13 protein-coding genes are annotated in these 20,066 nt (G+C 45.9%); 12 read left to right on the top strand and 1 reads right to left on the bottom strand.

The window, feature by feature from the left end; genetic code table 11:
* Positions 1-412: 412 nt before the first annotated feature.
* From gltB (CBX98_RS06345) to CBX98_RS06300, 10 genes are all read left to right on the top strand, one after another.
* Positions 413-4,963, top strand: a complete 4,551-nt coding sequence (gene gltB / locus CBX98_RS06345; protein ID WP_109168787.1) for a glutamate synthase large subunit — start codon at positions 413-415, stop codon at positions 4,961-4,963.
* On the top strand, positions 4,963-6,432 hold the full coding sequence (locus tag CBX98_RS06340; protein WP_006742690.1) for a glutamate synthase subunit beta: 1,470 nt from the start codon (positions 4,963-4,965) through the stop codon (positions 6,430-6,432). The genes gltB (CBX98_RS06345) and CBX98_RS06340 overlap by 1 nt, the downstream gene beginning before the upstream one ends.
* A 451-nt stretch (positions 6,433-6,883) precedes the next feature.
* Complete coding sequence (gene gltB / locus CBX98_RS06335) at positions 6,884-11,347, top strand: glutamate synthase large subunit (protein ID WP_109168786.1); 4,464 nt, start codon at positions 6,884-6,886, stop codon at positions 11,345-11,347.
* A 20-nt stretch (positions 11,348-11,367) separates the two neighbouring features.
* Positions 11,368-12,780: an FAD-dependent oxidoreductase gene (locus CBX98_RS06330; RefSeq protein ID WP_005396322.1), complete on the top strand. Its 1,413-nt coding sequence runs from the start codon at positions 11,368-11,370 to the stop codon at positions 12,778-12,780.
* A gap of 91 nt (positions 12,781-12,871) precedes the next feature.
* Entirely contained in the window at positions 12,872-13,300 is a 429-nt protein-coding gene (locus CBX98_RS06325; protein ID WP_031780533.1) for a DUF1499 domain-containing protein, read from the top strand.
* 63 nt (positions 13,301-13,363) lie between these two features.
* Entirely contained in the window at positions 13,364-14,059 is a 696-nt protein-coding gene (mtnN, locus tag CBX98_RS06320) for a 5'-methylthioadenosine/S-adenosylhomocysteine nucleosidase (protein ID WP_005396324.1), read from the top strand.
* 11 nt (positions 14,060-14,070) lie between these two features.
* The gene (locus CBX98_RS06315) at positions 14,071-15,024 is read left to right on the top strand and encodes a cobalamin biosynthesis family protein (protein ID WP_109168785.1); all 954 of its coding nucleotides are present in this window, start codon (positions 14,071-14,073) and stop codon (positions 15,022-15,024) included.
* Positions 15,024-15,848, top strand: coding sequence for a vitamin B12 ABC transporter substrate-binding protein BtuF (btuF, locus tag CBX98_RS06310; protein WP_172605931.1), 825 nt, complete (start codon positions 15,024-15,026; stop codon positions 15,846-15,848). Before CBX98_RS06315 ends, btuF begins: the two co-directional genes overlap by 1 nt.
* Positions 15,849-15,917: 69 nt before the next feature.
* On the top strand, positions 15,918-16,538 hold the full coding sequence (locus tag CBX98_RS06305) for a TRIC cation channel family protein (RefSeq protein WP_054867265.1): 621 nt from the start codon (positions 15,918-15,920) through the stop codon (positions 16,536-16,538).
* Between the two features lie 129 nt (positions 16,539-16,667).
* Positions 16,668-17,522: a LysR family transcriptional regulator gene (locus CBX98_RS06300; RefSeq protein ID WP_006742696.1), complete on the top strand. Its 855-nt coding sequence runs from the start codon at positions 16,668-16,670 to the stop codon at positions 17,520-17,522.
* On the opposite strand, the gene CBX98_RS06295 is transcribed toward CBX98_RS06300, so the two are convergent.
* Positions 17,464-18,243: a TSUP family transporter gene (locus CBX98_RS06295; protein WP_005396424.1), complete on the bottom strand. Its 780-nt coding sequence runs from the start codon at positions 18,241-18,243 to the stop codon at positions 17,464-17,466. The two genes, CBX98_RS06300 and CBX98_RS06295, sit on opposite strands and share 59 nt — an antisense overlap.
* A gap of 307 nt (positions 18,244-18,550) precedes the next feature.
* Here CBX98_RS06295 and CBX98_RS06290 point away from each other — a divergent pair, with 307 nt between their 5' ends.
* Complete coding sequence (locus CBX98_RS06290) at positions 18,551-19,420, top strand: hypothetical protein (RefSeq protein ID WP_104974495.1); 870 nt, start codon at positions 18,551-18,553, stop codon at positions 19,418-19,420.
* Positions 19,417-19,842 (top strand): hypothetical protein, encoded by a 426-nt coding sequence (locus tag CBX98_RS26210; protein WP_145473186.1) that lies wholly within the window; start codon positions 19,417-19,419, stop codon positions 19,840-19,842. Before CBX98_RS06290 ends, CBX98_RS26210 begins: the two co-directional genes overlap by 4 nt.
* The last annotated feature ends 224 nt before the right edge of the window (positions 19,843-20,066 follow it).

Raw genomic sequence — 20,066 nt, 5'->3', positions numbered from 1 at the left:
CAGATAAAAAACGTTCATGTTGCGTGAATGTTAAACTAAAAATGCATAATTAAACGAAAAAATTGGGTCACAACGTCGACTTTTTCATTGCATTCTGAAGTAACAAAATTGTAGGATACTTACACAACCCCGTTATTTTTGTGACTTTTATTACAAAGTACACTGCGGGATTTGTCGGTGTTATCCCACTCCTACCTATATAAATCACTAAATAGTGGCAATAAATAAAGGGATACCACCAAGGATTGTTTTTCTCGCAAAACTTTTCCTGCGAGATACGGAAAGGAATCAAGATCGGTCAACCTAGATCGGTGGCGATAATAAATATAAAGGACAAGACGTAATCAATGGTCTAGGTGGCATTTGCCTGCCTGGTGCTTTTGCGTCGACATTGAACTGGAAGGATGTATCTATGGTAGATAGAGAGCAAAATCCACAGGGTCTATATACTCCTGAATTGGAGCATGACGCGTGTGGTATCGGTTTTGTTGCTCACCTTAAAAACCGTAAATCTCATGAAGTAGTGACTCAAGCATTGGATATGCTAGCTCGCATGGAGCACCGTGGTGGTCAAGGTTGTGATCCATGCAGCGGTGATGGTGCGGGTATCTTGCTACAAAAACCTCATGAATTCCTATTAGAAGAGGCCGTTAAGCTCGGCATTAAACTGCCTTCATTTGAAAAGTATGGTGTGGGTGTCGTACTTTTCCCGAAAGACGAATACAAACGCGAGCAATGCCGTGACATTCTAGAACGCAACGCTCAGCGTCTAGACCTTGAAGTTATTGGCTACCGCGTATTGCCAACCGATAACTCAATGATCGGTGCCGACCCGCTAAGCACAGAACCTAAGTTTGAGCATGTGTTTATCTCTGGTGGTCCAGGTATCACACCTGAAGAGCTAGAGCGCAAACTGTACGTACTTCGTAACTACACTGTACGTGTTTGCCTAGAAAGCGTTTCGAACATTGGTGATGACTTCTACATTAACTCAATGTCTTACAAGACATTGGTGTACAAAGGTCAGTTAACGACCGAGCAAGTCCCTCAGTACTTCCTTGATCTGCAAAACCCGACCATGGTGACCGCACTGGCACTGGTACACTCTCGCTTCTCTACCAACACCTTCCCGAAATGGCGTCTTGCACAACCTTTCCGTTACATTGCCCACAACGGTGAAATCAATACAGTTCGAGGTAACTTGAACTGGATGAAAGCCCGTGAGGCGATCATTGAATCCGATCTATTTACCCAAGCTGAAATCGACATGCTGCTTCCTATTTGTCAGGAAGGCAGTTCGGATTCATCTAACTTTGACATGGCACTTGAGCTCCTAGTTCTTTCTGGTCGCAGCCTGCCACACGCATTGATGATGATGATCCCGGAAGCATGGCAAGAAAACAAAAACATGGATCCTAAGCGTCGCGCGTTCTATCAGTACCACGCGAACATCATGGAACCATGGGATGGTCCGGCTTCAGTATGTTTTACTGATGGTGTTCAAGTTGGTGCGACACTCGACCGTAACGGTCTGCGCCCTTCTCGCTACACAGTGACCAAAGATAACTTCCTAGTAATGGCATCAGAATCTGGTGTTGTGGATATTGAGCCAGAGAACGTTGAGTTCCGCGGTCGTCTACAACCGGGTCGCATCTTCGTTGCAGACCTAGAGCAAGGTCGCATCATCTCTGATGAAGAAGTGAAAGACACCATCGCAACAGCGCAGCCTTACGAAAAGTGGGTAGAAGAAAACCTACTGAGCTTGAAGAAGCTGCCAGATGCGAGCAACCAGTTCAGCCAACCTAAGCCAGAACATCTTCTACACCGCCAACAAGCGTTTGGCGTAAGTACTGAAGAAGTGAACGAAATCATCGTTCCAATGGCGAATGACGCAAAAGAACCATTGTCAGCAATGGGTGCCGACTGGCCTCTTGCAGTTCTATCTCATCAGTCTCAACATCTTTCAAACTACTTCAAGCAACTGTTCGCACAGGTAACTAACCCACCGATCGATCCGATCCGTGAGCGTATGGTTATGTCGCTGAACACTTACTTGGGTAAAGACCAAAACCTTCTGACTGAAACACCACTTCACTGTCAGAAAGTCGAATTGGAATCGCCTGTTCTGGCGAACTCTGAGCTTGAGAAACTGCGTGCTATTGACAACGAGCATCTTCAGGCGAAGACACTGGATATCGTATTCCAAGCCAGTGAAGACCAAGGCAAGCTTGAGCGCGCACTAAAACGCATCTGCCAATACGCAGAAGATGCGGTTATTGATGGTTACTCAATCATCCTGCTAACTGACCGTGCAGTGAACTCAAACCACGCGGCGATCCCAGCAATGCTGGCAGTTGGCGCAGTGCATCACCACTTGATCCGCAAAGGTCTACGTGCGAAGTGTGACATAGTGGTTGAAACTGGTGACGCGCGTGAAACGCACCACTTTGCAACGCTAATTGGTTACGGTGCCAACGCCGTTAACCCATACCTAGTGATTGAAACCATCATTGAGCTTCAGCGTACGAAGAAGCTGGACCCAGAAGCGAACCCTCGCGATCTGTTCAACAACTACCGTAAAGCGATCAATGGCGGTCTTCTGAAGATCTTCTCGAAGATGGGTATCTCAACCCTGCAGTCGTACCACGGTGCGCAAATCTTCGAAGCCTTAGGTATTCATAAGTCAGTGGTAGACAAGTACTTCACAGGTACAGTTTCTCGTATCCAAGGTCTCACCCTTGACGATATTGCTAAAGAAGTGCTCGTTCGTCACCGCATCGGTTACCCACAACGCGAAATCCCAATTCAAATGCTGGATGTGGGTGGTGTTTACCAATGGAAACAGCGTGGTGAGAAGCACCTATTCAACCCAGAAACCATCTCGCTACTGCAAGAGTCTACGCGCAACAAGAACTACGATCAGTTCAAGCAGTACGCGACAGCAGTCGATAAACAAGGTGACAACGCGGTAACTCTGCGTAGCCAGCTAGAATTCATTAAGAACCCAGCTGGTTCTATCTCTATCGACGAAGTCGAGCCAATTGAAAGCATCGTGAAACGCTTCGCGACAGGTGCAATGTCATTCGGTTCTATTTCTTACGAAGCACACTCCACATTGGCTGTTGCGATGAACCGCCTTGGCGCAAAATCGAACTCTGGTGAAGGTGGTGAAGACCCAATGCGTTTCGAGCGCAAAGAGAACGGCGATTGGGAACGCTCTGCAATCAAACAGGTAGCTTCGGGTCGTTTCGGCGTAACCTCTTACTACCTAACCAACGCTGATGAGCTACAAATCAAGATGGCTCAAGGTGCGAAACCAGGTGAAGGTGGTCAGCTACCAGGCGATAAAGTAGATGACTGGATCGGTGCTACACGTCACTCAACTCCGGGCGTCGGTCTTATCTCGCCACCACCACACCACGATATCTACTCAATCGAAGATTTGGCTCAGCTTATCTACGATTTGAAGAACGCGAACCGCGCGGGTCGTGTAAACGTGAAGCTGGTATCGGAAGCTGGCGTAGGTACGATCGCTTCCGGTGTAGCGAAAGCGAAAGCAGACGTTGTACTAATCGCAGGTTTCGACGGTGGTACTGGTGCATCCCCAATGTCTTCAATCCGTCATACTGGTCTTCCTTGGGAACTTGGTTTGGCAGAAACACACCAAACGCTACTAAAGAACGGTCTACGTAACCGTATCGTGGTTCAAGCGGATGGTCAGATGAAAACACCTCGCGACCTTGCAGTGGCAACACTACTTGGTGCAGAAGAATGGGGCGTGGCAACCGCAGCCTTGGTGGTTGAAGGTTGTATCATGATGCGTAAGTGCCATAAGAACACCTGTCCTGTTGGTATCGCGACTCAGAACAAGACGCTTCGCGAGCGCTTTGATGGCCGCGTAGAAGACGTCGTAACCTTCTTCCAATACATGGCACAAGGTCTACGTGAAATCATGGCTGAACTTGGCTTCCGCACTATCGATGAGATGGTCGGCCAAGGTCAGAAGCTGAAGATTCGCCAAGACGTTTCTCACTGGAAATACAAGAACCTAGATCTGTCTCCTGTTCTACACGTTGAACAGCCACGTGAGTCAGACGGTATCCATAACCAAACGCAACAGAACCACAATCTGGAATCGGTACTAGACCGTAAGCTGATTCAAGCGGCGATTCCTGCTCTCGAGAAAGGCGAGGCGGTGAATGCCGAATTCCCTATCGTCAACACTGACCGTTCTGCGGGCACCATGCTGTCGAACGAAATCTCGAAAGTGTACAAAGATGCCGGCCTACCTCAACCAATGAACGTGAAGTTCAAAGGTTCAGCGGGTCAGTCATTCGGTGCATTTCTCGCTAAAGGCGTGAAGTTCGAAGTGGAAGGCGATGCGAATGACTACTGGGGTAAAGGCTTATCTGGCGGTACGTTAGTACTTTACCCAGACGCAAAATCAAGCATTGTCGCGGAAGACAACATCGTGGTTGGTAACGTGTGTTTCTACGGTGCTACTTCGGGTGAGTCTTTCATTCGCGGTATGGCTGGTGAACGTTTCTGTGTTCGTAACTCAGGTGCGAAAGTAGTAGTAGAAGGCGTCGGTGACCACGGTTGTGAATACATGACGGGCGGTGCAGCAATTATCCTTGGTTCAACAGGTCGTAACTTTGCCGCAGGTATGAGTGGCGGCGTGGCTTACGTATGGGATAAATCAGGTGACTTTGAGTCAAAACTGAACCCAGAGCTAGTAGACCTAGATCCAATCGAGAAAGAAGACAGAGATCTATTACTCGACATGCTAACTAAGCATGTTCAATTCACAGGAAGTGAAGTCGCTCAGTCTTTCCTAGACAACTTTGAAGCAAGCCTAGCCTCTATGGTTAAGGTGATGCCGCGTGACTACAAAGCGGTGCTTCAAAAGCGTAAAGCTGAAGCGCAGTCTCAAGGAAACGAAACTCAAGCGGAGGCAGTATAATGGGTAAGCCTACTGGATTTTTAGAGCACGGTCGTGAACTACCACAGAAGATCGACCCCGCTGAACGCATCAAGAACAACAAAGAGTTCGTTCTGAACGAGGAGTTTGGTGACAAGATCAATACTCAAGCGTCTCGTTGTATGGATTGTGGTGTGCCGTTTTGTCATAACGGCTGCCCTATCGGTAACATCATCCCAGAGTTTAACGATGCGGTTTATCGTGATAGCTGGGAAGAAGCATGGAACATTCTAAGCTCAACCAATAACTTCCCAGAGTTTACTGGTCGTGTTTGCCCTGCTCCATGTGAAAGTGCTTGTGTACTTGGCATCAACCAAGACCCAATCACCATCTGTAACATCGAGAAAACCATCGTAGAAACGGCGTATCGTGAAGGGTACGCCAAGCCAAAAACGCCACGTTCTCGCACTGGTAAAACGATAGCGATCATTGGATCTGGACCAGCGGGTCTTGCGGCTGCTGAGCAGCTAAACAGCGCTGGTCATACTGTGACAGTATTCGAGCGAGACGAGAAGGTTGGTGGTCTGCTGCGTTTCGGTATTCCAGATTTTAAACTGAGCATGGAAGTCATTGATCGTAAGATCAATCTAATGGCAGAAGCTGGCGTTGAGTTTAAAGTAAACCAACACGTCGGTGTTGATGTAAATGCTCAGCAACTGCGTCAAGAGTTCGATGTGGTTCTACTGACGGGTGGCTCAACGGTTCCACGTGATTTGCCAGTTCCGGGTCGTGAGCTCAAAGGCGTTCACTTCGCAATGGAATTCCTAGGTCAAAACAACCGACGTGCAAATAACATGGACCTGAAAACGGAAGAGATTCACGCAAAAGGTAAACATGTGGTTGTCATTGGTGGTGGTGATACCGGTTCAGACTGTGTAGGTACGTCAAACCGTCACGGCGCAGCAAGCGTAACTCAAGTGGAAATCATGCCGATTCCACCAGAGAAGCGCCCAGCCAATATGCCTTGGCCTCAATACCCAATGATCCTACGTACTTCGACCTCTCATGAAGAAGGTGTCGATCGTCACTGGAACATCCTGACCAAAGAGTTCATCGGAAATGACAAAGGTGAAGTCACAGGCCTTCGTCTTGCTGATATCGTTTGGCAAGATGCAAAACCAGGCGAGCGCCCAAGTTTCAAAGAAGTAGAAGGCAGCGAGCGAGTGATCCCATGTGATATGGCATTCCTAGCAATGGGCTTCTTACACCCAGAACCTACAGGCGTGCTTGCTCAACTGGATATCGCGCTAGATGATCGCGGTAACGTAGCAACTCAAGGTTTTGCTACTAACCAAGAAGGCGTATTTGCTGCTGGTGATATGCGAACAGGCCAATCTTTGGTGGTTCGTTGTATCAACGAAGGTCGCGAATGTGCTCGTGCTATCGATGACTACCTAATGGATGGCACAAACCTAGAAGCAAAAGCAGATTCACTGATGCTTTCTGCTTAACGGAAGTATTCACGCTTCCCTCTTTCAATGCCATAAATAGCCATCAGCGATATCGATGGCTATTAGCAAAGAAAGAAAACAATTCCTTCCAATCTTTCTATTTTGACCAGCATTTTATGCTGGTCTTTTTTATTTCCCACAGAATCAAATGTTACTTTTTTGTAACAATCAATTTTCTATCTATTTGAAATCATTAAACTATTTTAGCTTATTAAATGGTAAATCGCATATTCACGTGATTATCCACTAATAACTTGACCTTTTTTACAATAAGCTATAGCTTGTGAAGTTGATGAAAATAAAACACTCAAAAAATGTTAAATATTTCACGGCTTTTATTGAATAAATATACATAAAACCATAAAAGATGACGCATATTCAGTCATCACTATCAACGTAAGCAGTGTTGATATATCTGTCGGGATGACGGATAAGCAAAGGGAGAATTGCAATGGCTCTTTATGATCCAAGTCTTGAGAAAGACAACTGTGGATTTGGCTTGATCGCGCATATGGAAGGCGAACAAAGCCACAAGCTGGTTCGTACAGCAATTTCTGCACTTGACCGAATGACCCACCGTGGTGGTATTGCCGCCGATGGTAAAACCGGTGATGGTTGTGGTCTTCTATTACAAAAGCCCGATTCCTATTTACGTCTTATTGCCGAAGAAAATGGTTTCAACCTTGGCAAGCAATACGCCGTAGGGATGATTTTCTTCAACCAAGATCCGGTCAAAGCTCAACTCGCTAAAGACATCGTCAACAGAGAACTTGCGCAAGAGACGCTAACAGTGGCCGGTTGGCGTGAAGTTCCAACCAATTCAGAAGTGCTCGGTCCAATTGCGGCTAACTCGCTTCCAAATATTCAGCAAGTCTTTATCTCTGCACCGGCTGGTTGGCGAGAGCGTGACATTGAACGCCGTCTCTACATCGCACGCCGTCGCATCGAGAAACAAATCACCGAAGATCCTGATTTCTACATCTGTAGCTTGTCGACTCAAGTTTTGGTGTATAAAGGCCTGTGCATGCCTGCGGACTTGCCTCGCTTCTACCTTGATCTTGCTGATCTACGCATGGAATCCGCTATCTGTCTGTTCCACCAGCGTTTTTCTACCAATACTCAACCGCGTTGGCCATTGGCTCAGCCGTTCCGCTATCTTGCTCATAACGGTGAGATCAACACCATTGAAGGTAACCGCCAATGGGCGCGCGCGCGCGCTTACAAGTTCTCGTCACCACTGCTGCCCGATCTTCAAACTGCAGCACCATTTGTGAACGAGACCGGTTCAGACTCCTCCAGCTTAGATAATATGCTGGATCTCTTCTTAGCTGGCGGCATGGATATCTTCCGTGCCATGCGTATGCTTGTGCCGCCTGCATGGCAAAACCACCCAGATATGGATCCGGATCTGCGGGCGTTTTACGATTTCAACTCCAAGCACATGGAACCATGGGATGGCCCAGCAGGTATCGTACTGTCCGATGGTCGTTATGCTGCTTGTAACCTAGACCGAAACGGTCTGCGTCCTGCGCGTTATGTAATTACCAAAGACAAGTTGATCACTCTGGCATCTGAGGTAGGGATTTGGAGTTACGCCCCAGATGAAGTTGCCGAAAAAGGGCGTGTAGGTCCGGGTGAATTGCTCGTCATCGACACTCGTAAAGGTAAGCTTTGGCAGTCTAGCGAGATCGATAATGATCTGAAATCTCGCCACCCTTATCGCGAATGGATGGAAAACAACGTTCGCAAACTCACACCATTTTCTCAGCTACCTGAGGATCAAGTAGGCGAGCGCAGCTTTGATGAAGACTTACTTAAGACTTATCAAAAGCAATTCGCGATGACGAACGAAGAAGTCGACCAAGTTCTGCGTGTACTCGGAGAAATGGGCCAAGAAGCCGTTGGTTCTATGGGTGACGATACTCCAATGGCAGTGCTCTCCTCAAAAGAGCGCTTGGTAACTGACTACTTCCGCCAGAAGTTCGCCCAGGTCACCAATCCACCGATCGATCCACTGCGTGAAAAACACGTGATGTCACTGGCGACCAGTATCGGTAAGGAAATGAATGTCTTCTGTGAAACCGATGGCCACGCGCATCGCGTAACATTTGATTCGCCTGTACTGCTTTATTCAGACATGCAGCAACTGCTCGAGCTTGGTGACGATCACTACCGTAATACCATTCTAGATATCAACTACGATCCACAAGAGAAAGATCTTAAACAAGCCATTAATGATCTCTGTGAGCAAGCAGAGCAAGTCGTACGTGAAGGCACGGTTTTAGTGGTACTTTCAGATCGCGCTTTGGTCAAAGGCAAGTTACCAATTCCAGCCGCAATGGCAGTCGGCGCCGTTCAAACTCGTTTGATTGATGCGAACCTACGTTGCGATGCCAACATTGTAGTCGAAACCGCAACTGCACGTGACCCACACCAATTTGCTGTCTTGCTTGGCTTTGGTGCTACTGCAGTTTACCCATACCTTGCTTATGAAGCGTTAGGTAAACTGATTGATGATAAGGCACTAGAGAAAGACTACCGCGATGTGATGCAAAACTACCAATACGGCATCAACAAAGGCCTGTACAAGATCATGTCGAAAATGGGGATTTCTACCATCGCCTCTTACCGCTGCTCACAACTGTTTGAAGCAGTTGGCTTGAACCAAGATGTGGTCGACCAGTGTTTTAAAGGCGTCACAACTCGTATTGAAGGCGCAAATTTTGACGACTTCCAGCAAGATCTTACAAACTTATCTCGCAAAGCATGGGCGAAACGTAAATCGATTGATCATGGCGGCTTGTTAAAGTATGTCCATGGAGGTGAGTATCATGCTTACAACCCGGATGTTGTCGGCACGCTGCAACAGGCCGTTAAATCTGGCGAAAGTAACGACTATCAGAGCTTTGCTAAGCAGGTAAACCAACGCCCTGTTGCCATGCTGCGTGACTTAATGTCGCTGAAAAAATCAGACTCACCGCTGCCACTAGAGCAAATAGAGCCGAAAACCGAACTGTTCAAACGCTTCGACTCTGCGGCCATGTCCATTGGCGCACTTAGCCCTGAAGCGCATGAAGCCCTCGCGACTGCGATGAACCGTCTTGGTGGCTATTCAAACTCCGGTGAAGGTGGTGAAGATCCTCGCCGTTTCGGCACTGAACGTAACTCACGTATCAAACAAATTGCTTCAGGCCGATTTGGTGTAACGCCTCATTATCTTACTAATGCAGATGTACTACAAATCAAGGTAGCGCAAGGAGCTAAACCGGGTGAAGGTGGTCAGCTACCGGGACACAAAGTCACCGCAGAAATCGCAAAACTGCGTTATTCGGTACAAGGTGTGACTCTCATCTCCCCTCCTCCGCACCACGATATTTATTCAATTGAAGATTTGGCCCAGCTGATCTTCGACCTTAAACAAGTCAACCCGAATGCGCTGGTTTCGGTAAAACTCGTCTCCGAGCCAGGTGTCGGCACCATCGCAACGGGCGTAGCCAAGGCTTACGCTGATCTTATTACCATTTCGGGTTACGACGGTGGTACCGCAGCAAGCCCATTAACTTCGGTAAAATACGCTGGTAGCCCTTGGGAGTTGGGGTTGGCAGAGACACAACAAGCACTGGTTGCTAATGGTCTGCGTCATAAGATCCGCCTACAGGTAGACGGTGGTCTAAAGACTGGTCTAGACGTGGTTAAGGCCGCGATTCTTGGTGCGGAAAGCTTCGGATTTGGTACCGCGCCAATGGTTGCTATGGGTTGTAAGTTCCTGCGAATTTGTCACCTCAATAACTGTGCAACAGGGGTTGCGACTCAAGACGAAACGCTGCGTAAAGAGTACTTCAAAGGCTTACCTGAAATGGTGATGAACTACTTCACCGGACTGGCAGAAGAAGTGCGCGAGCTGCTTTCTGAGCTAGGAGTTGAAAAACTGACGGACTTGATTGGTCGTACCGATTTACTTGAAGCAGTAGAAGGCTTTACCGCGAAGCAAACCAAATTGGATCTATCCAACATTCTAGAAGCTCCCGTCTCGCCTGAAGGTCATCCGCTGTTTTGGACAGAGCCAAACAAACCGTTTGATAAAGCTGAGCTCAATCAAAAGATCATTGATGATGCCATGCATGCGGTAGAAAACAGCCAATCAGCAAGTTTCTTCTACAATGTCATCAACACTGATCGTTCTGTGGGTGCTCGCTTATCTGGCGAAATAGCGAAGCGCTATGGCAACCAAGGATTGGCGGCTTCCCCTATCAAAATCTATCTTGACGGCACTGCCGGCCAGTCGTTTGGCGTTTGGAATGCGGGAGGCGTAGAGCTTTACCTCACAGGTGATGCGAATGACTACGTAGGGAAAGGGATGGCAGGCGGCAAGATCGCCATTAAACCTCACTTAGGTACAGCGTTCAAGTGTCATGAAGCCACCATTATTGGTAACACGTGTTTGTACGGCGCAACGGGCGGTAAACTGTTCGCGGCAGGTAAAGCGGGTGAGCGTTTTGGGGTACGTAACTCAGGTACGATTGCCGTCATTGAAGGTGCGGGAGATAACGCTTGTGAGTACATGACAGGCGGTATTGTTGCCATTCTAGGTGCAACAGGCGTGAACTTTGGTGCAGGTATGACCGGAGGCTTTGCCTATGTTCTGGATGAAAACCAAAGCTTTGAAGGTCGAGTCAATACTGAATCTGTCGAAGCCATTTCATTGTCCGATCTATACATCCACCAAGAGCATTTGCGCGGCCTGATTGCGGAACACCTTGAAGAAACAGGGTCGAGCCACGCAGAAAATATTTTGGCGAACTTTGATGAATGGATTCCAAAGTTCTATTTGGTGAAACCACAAGCGGCAGATCTTCGCACGCTACTTGGTCACCAGAGCCGCAGTGCCGCTGAGCTGCGCGTTCAAGCCCAGTAATCATGGAGGATGTTTGAATCATGAGTCAGAACGTTTATCAATTTATCGATGTTCAACGCGTAGATCCTGCGAAGAAGCCTATCAAAGTTCGTAAGATCGAGTTCGTTGAAATCTATGAACCGTTTACCAAACAACAAGCGACTGCGCAGGCGGATCGCTGCTTAGATTGCGGTAACCCATACTGTGAATGGAAGTGCCCAGTACACAACTACATCCCTCAATGGCTAAAACTGGCAAATGAGGGACGTATTCTTGAAGCGGTTGAACTATCGCATCAAACCAATAGCCTACCGGAGGTATGTGGGCGCGTTTGTCCTCAAGACCGTCTATGTGAAGGTTCATGCACGCTTAATGATGACTTTGGTGCCGTCACCATCGGTAATATAGAAAAGTACATTACCGACAAAGCCTTTGAAATGGGCTGGAAGCCAGATATGTCCAAGGTGGAGTGGACCGATAAAAAGGTCGCAATCATTGGAGCTGGCCCAGCAGGCTTGGCAGCCGCTGATATCCTAGTGCGCAATGGCGTTAAGCCAGTCGTGTTTGACCGCTACCCAGAAATCGGCGGACTACTGACTTTCGGTATCCCTTCGTTCAAGCTTGAAAAAGGCGTGATGGAAAACCGCCGCCGTGTGTTCACTGAAATGGGCGTCGAGTTCCGCATGAACGTGGAAGTCGGTAAAGATGTACAAATGCAAGATCTAATCGATGAGTACGATGCCATTTTCTTAGGCGTTGGCACCTATAAATACATGCGTGCAGGACTAGAAAATGAGGATGCGCCGGGTGTATATGACGCGCTGCCATTTTTAATTTCGAATACCTACAAAGTCATGGAGCTTGAGAACAACCAACCTTTTATCGACATGGCAGGAAAGAAAGTGGTCGTGCTTGGTGGTGGCGATACCGCAATGGACTGTGTACGAACCTCTATTCGCCAAGGAGCCTCCAATGTGATTTGTGCTTATCGTCGTGACGAAGCCAACATGCCTGGCTCTCGTCGCGAGGTCAAAAACGCGAAGGAAGAAGGCGTGAAGTTCATGTTTAACCTGCAACCACTCGGTGTGGAGGTCGACGCCTCAGGTAACGTATCGGGCGTTAAAGTGGTAAAAACCGCTTTAGGTGAGCCCGATGATGCAGGTCGTCGCAGACCAGAACCAGTGGAAGGCAGTGAACATGTATTGCCTGCGGATGCCGTGATCATGGCATTTGGTTTCCAGCCACACAAAATGGACTGGTTGGAACCGTATGGTGTCGATTTAGACCAATGGGGACGTATCAAGGCACCAGTTGAGCAAGCGTTCATGTACCAAACCAGCAATGCGAAAATCTTCGCTGGCGGTGATGCGGTCCGTGGCTCAGACCTCGTCGTAACCGCCATTGATGAAGGGCGAAAAGCGGCAGAAGGCATTCTTGATTACCTAGAAGTCTAATCACAGCTAACATCACAAAAAGGATCCTATTATTGGATCCTTTTTCTTTTGTATCCATATAATTAGAAGCAAAATTATAAGAGTAAATACAATGAAAAAAGCCGCTCTCCTTTCCATCGCTTTACTCAGCCTTACAGCCTGCAGCCAAGGAGTCACCAGTATGCCAGATCGTTCTCAATCACCTTGTGGTGACAAACCAAATTGCGTTTCAACTCAGGACTCAAGAGACAAGTTTCAATTAGCACCTTTTTTGCTCACTGAGTCCGCAACGTTAGATGCCATTGAGCAAGCCGCGCTTCAACTTCCTGGCGCCAAAACCGCGGTAAAAGAGGGTGATTACCTTCGGATAGAATGCACATCTAAAATCATGCGCTTCGTGGATGACCTCGAATTAAAAGTAGCAGGAGACAAACTGATTGTTCGCTCAGAGTCACGTGTGGGCTATTCTGACTTTGGCGTAAACAGAAAGCGCGCCGAACAATTACGAGAAAAGCTCACTCAAGCTAAGCTCATCAAATAGAAAACTGCTCACGGGGAGTGCTATACTCTCGGCCAACTAAAATATTTACCGAAAGAGAGTGTTATGAAAGTTGGTATCATCGGTGCGATGGAACAAGAAGTGACCATCCTGAAAGAAGCAATCACAAACTGCAAAACCGTAAATAAAGCAGGTTGTACGTTTTTCTCTGGTCAAATTAATGATGTAGAAGTAGTCGTACTACAATCAGGTATCGGTAAAGTTGCAGCTGCAGTAGGCACTACCATTCTTCTTGATGAATACCAGCCAGATGTTGTGATTAACACAGGCTCTGCTGGTGGCTTCGATTCAAGCCTAAATCTAGGTGATGTTGTTATCTCAACAGAAGTTCGTCATCACGATGCAGACGTGACCGCTTTTGGTTATGAAATTGGCCAAATGGCTGGCCAGCCTGCTGCATTCAAAGCGGATGAAAAGCTAATGGATTTAGCAGAAAAGGCACTAGCGCAAATGGAAAACACTCATGCAGTTCGCGGCCTGATCTGTACTGGTGATGCATTTGTTTGCACCGCTGAACGCCAAGAGTTTATTCGTAAGCACTTCCCATCCGTTATCGCGGTAGAAATGGAAGCATCTGCTATCGCTCAAACTTGTCACCAATTCAACACGCCGTTTGTTGTTGTGCGCGCAATCTCTGATGTCGCTGATAAAGAGTCACCAATGAGCTTTGATGAGTTCCTACCGCTAGCAGCAAAAAGCTCTTCTGAAATGGTATTCAAAATGCTGGAACTCATTAAGTAAACGACTCATTCATGGAAGATGTTTTTCAGTCATTTTATGCCAACGGTGCGCTCCTTATTATGTGGGGCGCACTGCTCTTTCACCTTATTTTACCAATCCCCCGTTCATCGCATCCCATCACTTTATGGCGAAAGTTAGCTGAGAACCTCGCCAACAAAGTAAACAATAATCATAGTTACTCACAGAGCCTGACCTCCGGCAGTCTTGCATTGGGCTTGATGCTATTGCCTTGCTTGATCTTGCTGATTGCCGTGGAGCCATTCGTTTGGCAAGTGCCTTTATACGAACTAGTGCTATTGATCATTGCTTTGGACTGGCGCAACAGCGAAGCCTTAACGAAACAACTCGTCACAAGTATGTCGAGAGAAGACAAAGCTCAGTGCCGACAATTACTAAGACCATACCTTAATCGCGATACTGACAGCCTCTCGATCATCGGCATAGGTAAAGCAAGCTCAGAAGCTGTGATTATGGGATACAGCCGCAACGTAATCGGTGTGTTATTTTGGTACGCACTAGCAGGTGGTATTGGTGCGTTAATGTATCGACTAGCCACAGAGTTAGCTCGAGTTTGGTCCCCTAGCCGACGCCAATATTTGCCCTTTGGTAAACCTGCCGTTCAGCTGGTTGCCGCTCTGGATATTATTCCACTTCGTCTCTTTGCCATACTTTTAGCTGTAGGAAAGAACGTAAGCAATGTGCTTTCTGGTGTACAGCAACAAGCGAAGTCTTGGCCACTACCCGGGCCCGCCTGGGTGTTGTGTACCATCGGACACAAACTACAACTCTCTTTATGCGGCCCTGCTATCTATCAAGGTATACGTGCGGAACGCGCAAAAATCGGTGGACGAATCGCCCCATCGGCTATTCACCTTTCACAAATACATACGCTGCTCGTTTGGCGAGTCTTCGTTTGGATAGCTATCCAAAGTCTGCTTTTAGGAATGATTTATCAAGGATTATGATGAATAAACTATGCTTCGCATTAACGCTGTTTGTTTCGACAGCGACCTTCGCCCAAACACCAGCGCAACGCATTGTAAGTTTAGCTCCGCATGCCACTGAAATTGCCTTTGCGGCAGGGCTAGGAGACAAGCTTGTTGCTGTCAGCGAAATGAGTGATTATCCAGAGCAGGCAAAGCAGCTGGAAAGAGTCTCTAATTACCAAGGAATTAAATTAGAGCGCATTATTGCTCTTCAACCGGATTTAGTCATTGCTTGGCCGGCAGGAAACCCGGCAAAAGAGCTGGAGAAAATTAAACAGTTCGGCATTCCTATCTATTATTCCACTACAGGCTCACTGGAAGATATCGCCAATAATATCGAGCAACTAAGCCAATACAGCGAAACCCCGCAAATAGGACAAAAGGCCGCTGAAGATTTTAGAGCGCAACTGAATACACTAAAAGAGAAGTACAACACGCACGAGAAAGTTCGTTACTTTTATCAGTTGAGTGAAAAGCCTATCATCACTGTCGCCGGGAAGAACTGGCCAAGTGAAGTCTTTACTTTTTGCGGTGGTGAAAACATTTTCGCAGCATCCAGCGCGCCTTATCCTCAGGTCAGCATCGAGCAGGTCATCACTCGCCAACCAGAGGTTATTTTTACTTCTCGTCACGCAATGAGTAATGATGGTATGTGGGCAGAGTGGAGCAATGAGCTTCCCGCACTTAGAAATAAACACATCTGGTCTCTAAACTCAGATTGGATTAACCGCCCAACCCCACGCACACTAAATGCGATCACAGAAGTGTGTGAGCACTTTAAAAGCGTTCGTCAAAAACGCTAACGATTTCGTGGCAAATACCGTACAATTTCCGCCCATTTTTTCTCACACTATATAAAGGTACTAAGTAACATGGACTCCATGCTGCTTTATATGATCGATTTGTTCGGTACCGCTGTTTTCGCTATCTCTGGCGTATTACTGGCGGGCCGTTTAAAAATGGATCCATTCGGCGTTATCGTTCTCGGCAGTGTGACTGCTATTGGTGGCGGAACAATCCGAGACATGGCGCTAGGTGCCACTCCTGTATTTTGGATAACAGATACTACGTACTTATGGGTGATATTTGTTACGTGTCTACTAACCATGCTCGTTGTACGCAGACCAAAACGGCTGTCATGGTGGGTATTACCCGTCTGTGATGCGATCGGCCTTGCAGTATTTGTAGGAATAGGTGTAGAGAAAGCCCTCGCTTACAACGCGTCTGGGATGGTCGCCGTGATCATGGGAGTCATTACTGGTTGTGGTGGTGGTATTATACGTGATGTGCTGGCTCGCGAAGTTCCTATGGTATTAAGAAGCGAAGTCTACGCTACGGCATGTATTATTGGCGGCATCTTCCATACGATGGCGGTAAACATGGGTTATGACCACTCAACGGCTTTACTCGCTGGTGTAATCTCAACGCTCATTATACGTCTCGGTGCTATTCGTTGGCATCTATCCCTGCCAACTTTCGCAATTAATCGTTAAACACAAATTACATGATTCGGTCATGGAGTCGACTGAGTGTCGGCTCCTCTCATTTATACTCATTTGATTCGCCAATTCTTGTACAATTCGCTAAATTATTTCAACCATTCCTAACTTTCATTAATTATTATGTTGCTTGAAGGTATTGAGACGTTACTTGTCCTCAGTAAAGAAAAAACCATGAGCCGTACGGGCAGCCAACTCTATATTAGTCAATCTGCGGTGAGTAAGCGCATTTCGAATCTAGAGAAGAAGTTAGGAAAAAAATTGATTGAGCCAAGTGGTCGGCACATAAAGCTGACCTCCGATGGCCTTGCGCTCATCAACACGATCGAGCCAACGTTCAATGAGTTAAGAGGTCAGATCTATGATCAGCAAGAAATAGAAGATACTTCTTTGATCAAGATAGACTGCTCTGAAACCTTAGTCGCTGGATACCTTAGTGTGATCATGGCAGAACGCTTTGCCCATGACCAGTACATACGAATATCGACCAATCATACACCACGCATTATTGAGAACGTCAAATCAGGTAAAGCGACACTGGGATTCTGTGCTGGTTATTTACCGCCTCATCATGGATTAATGAGCCTTCACCTCGCTGATGAACCTTTTTCAATCGTCAGTAGATACCCACTTTCGCAACTACCAAAAGCCATTTTGACCAATGACTTAACCAATCCTGCCAACACTTACCAACAAGCTATTTTGTCAAAATACGGAATTGAGCCTTTGATGGAAATGGATTCATACACTGCGGCAGCACAACTGGCTTTGGGCGGAATGGCTCCCGCTTTAATTCCTAAATCTATCCTGAAGACACTTAATATCACACCCAAATTCTGCTATGACTTTGAAGAACTAGGACAGTTAATTCGACCAATACATATCTGCTTGCGCCACAGCACATATCGCAGCAAACGAGTTAAAGCACTGACAAAATCCATTGCTGATGTTGTTGCCAAAGAAGTTTCGTTGCCATGAGCATCGACATCACAATAACTAGAGGACGAATCCATTTTTGCCCTTTACTTACCACGACCTTCGCCCCTAACTGAGCACCAAGAAAACCGCCAACAGCCATGGTTAAGCCAAGCTTCCACACTGGCAACCCGGCTAAGATAAAAAAGAGTAGTGCCGCTATGTTTGACGTGAAATTGAGGATTTTTGTTCTAGCAGTGGCTTCGACCAAAGAAAAGTGACCCAGTGCAACAAAACAAACAGTAAAAATAGATCCAGTCCCAGGGCCAAAAAAGCCATCATAGAAACCGATCCCCCCACCAATGCATAGCGCAAACATCGCTTCAGATAACTTTGGTTCTCCATCGATTTTTCGCGTACTTGGCGCGAGTAAAAAATAGAGGGAAATGGCTATCAAAAGAACAGGGATCAAACTGGTGAGTACGCTAGCATCAATAAACTGCACAGCCTCGGCACCGATCGCTGCACCGATAAAAGTACAGAGTATCGCGAAACGCATTTCCTTTAGGCTGACAATACCGTTACGCACGAAATACCAGCTAGCAGAGAAACTGCCAAACGAACTTTGTAACTTGTTGGTCGCTAGAGCTTGAGTCGGACTCAACCCCGCTGCCAAAAGCGCAGGGAGCGTAATGAGCCCTCCCCCACCAGCCATCGCATCAATAAAGCCTGCGGCAGTCGCAACAAAAAATAGGGCCAACAAAATCTCAACCGTGATTTCCACTACACATCCTTTTTATTTAAAGAGGCATCAAAGAGGAAAAACGGTAGCACTTATTCACAAAACCACCAATGGAAAGTCAAGACACCAATCTATTCCTAATTTTCATAGAATTAATGCATAAACTTGATTCCAAACTTTTATATAAAATTTAGTTGTTAGGAAGAATTGAATCACTGTCACAAATCGATTCCTAATAATGAGATCAAACGCTTACCTTTAAATATAAAACTAGACGAATATAAAAAATCTGTTCAGCATGTAGAGTTTACATTGTCAGCGTTCGAAGTCCGATATCTGAGGAAAATACATGACTAGCAACTACCCTTTATCACGACATCAATCCTCAAAAAGTACTGGTAGTATAAGCACCTACCCACTTTATAAATCAAATAATCAACATCGAGATAAAGAAACCATTATCTTATCTATCGAGAGTTTTGATATCGTTGTCAAGAACAAAGTAAAAGACAAAGCGAAAATAGAACGTTGGAAAAACATAAAGGGAATGTTTGAAAATTCAGCAAACTATTATGCTACAGGACAGGACTTAGTTTTTATAACCAACTTATCAAACTATTTGTACGGAAATAATAGCTCTGTTATCGTCAAAAATTATTCTGGAGCTCCACATATCATACTCACAGGCTCCCCTGCTATGCACTCAAAGCTTTCTGGATTAGGAAAGTTTCTTCCCACACCAACTGTGGCAAAGTTCGCTGTTGGACCAGAAGGGGCATTACAATCCATTAGAAGTGGGGGCATAATAACAATTATCTTAATATCCACATACAGAGTGATTGACTTTTTCCTCAATGACCGTCAAACCTTAGCCAAACTATTTGGTACTTTAGCTAGTGATATAATCACTATCGGGTTATCGTCAGCTGCAGCAGCTATATTTGTAAACTTTGCCGCAGCAGTGGGTGGCAGTGTTGTAACTTTAAGCGCTGGCCCATTATTAGGGGCTATTTTGATAAGCTCGGCTGTAGGTCTTTTATTGAATAGAGAAAATGATAAACGAGGTTTAACACAGAAGTTAATAACCTCTATAGATATTTACTTAAAGCAAAGAGATATAGAAGCAAAGAAAAGAGCAAAAGAAGAATATAATGAGATTCAACGTAAGACTCAAAGTATGATCTTCTCTCAAGAAATACAGCGAGGTTTGTTACGGTGAAAAAAGAGAGTTACGACCGAACGCAAGTATTTTTTTATTTAATAGTTTTATTAGTATCCGCAATATCACTGTTAATATGTGGTTTTGATGGATTGTCAGATTTTTATATTAAAATCTATAATAATGAAAGTTATTCATCTTTTGATCAGGCTGATATTTTGATCATAGGCTCTAGTTTGATCTTATTTGAATGCTCTAGAATGTCTGTAAAAACATTAAAATCAAATAAATTCCTAACTAAAAGTGAGTTTAAAAATTCTAGTAAGGTATTTCTAATCATATCGGTGACTAGTTTTTTTCTTCTTTATCCTTCACTAATAGCGGCAGATATTTTTGCAAAAAGTAACGGATACTCTCTTGATACTGAAGAATCAACTTATAACTTAGTCTTAGAAAAAAGAATATACCGAATAGCTCCATAGTTAGTATGTTTTTAAGCTCAACACTGCTTATTTTAACTTTTGCTAATTACCTATCTGTTTAAAGAATTATGCTCGGCTTAATCCCTCAGGCCTACAGGGTCAACTTTGTTGTAGCAAGTGGTAGTACTATTTCTTCATCTTTGGGAATATTGCTTGCCATAATTAGCTTGATGATCTTCAAAAGCAAAGCATACCAATCGTTCCTAGCACACTTTAATGCTCTT

It is taken from the genome of Vibrio sp. T9 (assembly GCF_003123985.1).
GTDB lineage: Bacteria > Pseudomonadota > Gammaproteobacteria > Enterobacterales > Vibrionaceae > Vibrio > Vibrio diabolicus.
Note: the sequence above shows the minus strand (reverse complement) of the source record. Positions and strands in the feature narration are given on the sequence as shown.

What these genes read in the sequence shown, in the direction of transcription:
- CBX98_RS06315 (WP_109168785.1), top strand. Translation starts at nt 14,071, where the DNA reads ATGGAAGATGTTTTTCAGTCATTTTATGCCAACGGTGCGCTCCTTATT.
- CBX98_RS06330 (WP_005396322.1), top strand. Translation starts at nt 11,368, where the DNA reads ATGAGTCAGAACGTTTATCAATTTATCGATGTTCAACGCGTAGATCCT.
- CBX98_RS06300 (WP_006742696.1), top strand. Translation starts at nt 16,668, where the DNA reads ATGTTGCTTGAAGGTATTGAGACGTTACTTGTCCTCAGTAAAGAAAAA.
- gltB (WP_109168786.1), top strand. Translation starts at nt 6,884, where the DNA reads ATGGCTCTTTATGATCCAAGTCTTGAGAAAGACAACTGTGGATTTGGC.
- mtnN (WP_005396324.1), top strand. Translation starts at nt 13,364, where the DNA reads ATGAAAGTTGGTATCATCGGTGCGATGGAACAAGAAGTGACCATCCTG.
- CBX98_RS06340 (WP_006742690.1), top strand. Translation starts at nt 4,963, where the DNA reads ATGGGTAAGCCTACTGGATTTTTAGAGCACGGTCGTGAACTACCACAG.
- CBX98_RS06305 (WP_054867265.1), top strand. Translation starts at nt 15,918, where the DNA reads ATGGACTCCATGCTGCTTTATATGATCGATTTGTTCGGTACCGCTGTT.
- gltB (WP_109168787.1), top strand. Translation starts at nt 413, where the DNA reads ATGGTAGATAGAGAGCAAAATCCACAGGGTCTATATACTCCTGAATTG.
- btuF (WP_172605931.1), top strand. Translation starts at nt 15,024, where the DNA reads ATGAATAAACTATGCTTCGCATTAACGCTGTTTGTTTCGACAGCGACC.
- CBX98_RS06325 (WP_031780533.1), top strand. Translation starts at nt 12,872, where the DNA reads ATGAAAAAAGCCGCTCTCCTTTCCATCGCTTTACTCAGCCTTACAGCC.
- CBX98_RS06290 (WP_104974495.1), top strand. Translation starts at nt 18,551, where the DNA reads ATGACTAGCAACTACCCTTTATCACGACATCAATCCTCAAAAAGTACT.